Source organism: Streptomyces sp. RP5T (assembly GCF_003933965.1).
In the GTDB taxonomy this organism is placed as follows: Bacteria; Actinomycetota; Actinomycetes; order Streptomycetales; family Streptomycetaceae; genus Streptomyces.
In genome coordinates this window covers 1-1,234 of sequence record NZ_RSAJ01001113.1, presented here as the reverse complement: position 1 = coordinate 1,234, position 1,234 = coordinate 1, and the positions used below count along the sequence as shown (strand labels likewise).

General features: G+C 68.1%; 1 protein-coding gene. It reads left to right on the top strand.

What is annotated here, in order from left to right; genetic code table 11:
- A partial coding sequence (locus tag EHS43_RS44830; RefSeq protein ID WP_260471024.1) for a cytochrome P450 occupies nucleotides 1–1,234 on the top strand: 1,234 nt, incomplete at both ends.

Genomic DNA, 1,234 nt, shown 5'->3' with positions numbered 1-1,234 from the left:
GCCCCGCGCACGGCATCGGCCCCGGTGGACTGCGTCGGCTGTACGGCCCCGGGGCGGAGGACCTGGAGGCCGTGTACGAGGAGCTCCGCGCGGAGCACGGGACCGTGGCTCCCGCGTTGCTCCACGACGACGTGCCGATCTGGGTGGTGCTCGGCCACAGCGAGAACATGCATCTGGTGCGTACTCCCTCGCACTTCAGCCGTGACACCCGGTTGTGGGGGCCTATGCAGGACGGCACCGTCAAGCCGGATCACCCGCTCATGCCGCACCTGGCATGGCAGCCGCTGTGCTGCCACGCCGAGGGCGAAGAGCACCTGAGGCTTCGCGGGGCGGTCAACGGCGCCATCTCGACCATCGACCACCGCGGGGTTCGCCGCCACATCAACCGCGCGACCCAGCACCTCGTCAACAGGTTCTGTGAGCGGGGCAGTGCCGATCTGGTCAGCCAGTTCGCCGAGCGACTGCCGATGATGGTGATGTGCGAGATCCTCGGCATGCCCGACGAGTACAACGACCGGCTCGTCGAGGCCGCCCGCGACCTGCCCAAGGGCACCGAAACGGCCATCGCCAGCAACGAGTACATCATGGACGTCCTGACCCGGCTGACCGTCCGCCGTCGGGCCGAACCTGAGGACGACTTCACCAGCCACCTCATCAATCACCCCGCGCGGCTCACCGATCAGGAGGTCAGCCAGCACCTGCGACTCGTCCTGATCATCGCGTACGAGAGCACCGCCAACCTGCTGGCCAACGTACTGAGGGTGGTCCTCACCGACCCGCGCTTCCGTGCCCAGTTGAACGGCGGGCAGATGACGGTGCCGCAAGCGGTGGAGCAGTCCATGTGGGACGAACCGCCGTTCAGTACCATTTTGGGTTACTTCGCCAAGCAGGATGCCGAGTTGGGCGGTCAGCGCGTCCGCAAGGGCGACGGCCTGATCCTGGGCATTGCTCCGGGCAACGTCGACCCGCGTGTCCGTCCCGACACCAAGGCCCACATGCACGGCAACCGTTCCCACCTCGCCTTCAGCGGAGGTCCCCACGAGTGCCCCGGCCAGGACATCGGCCGTGCCATCGCCGATGTCGGCGTCGACGCGCTGCTGACCCGGCTTCCCGACGCGGAACTCGCCTGCGACGAGGACGAGCTGGAGTGGGAGGAGACCATCTCCAACAGGCACCTGGTCGCCCTGCCGGTGAAGTTCGCGCCCAGGCCGCAGCAGGACGTCATGGCCCGCCC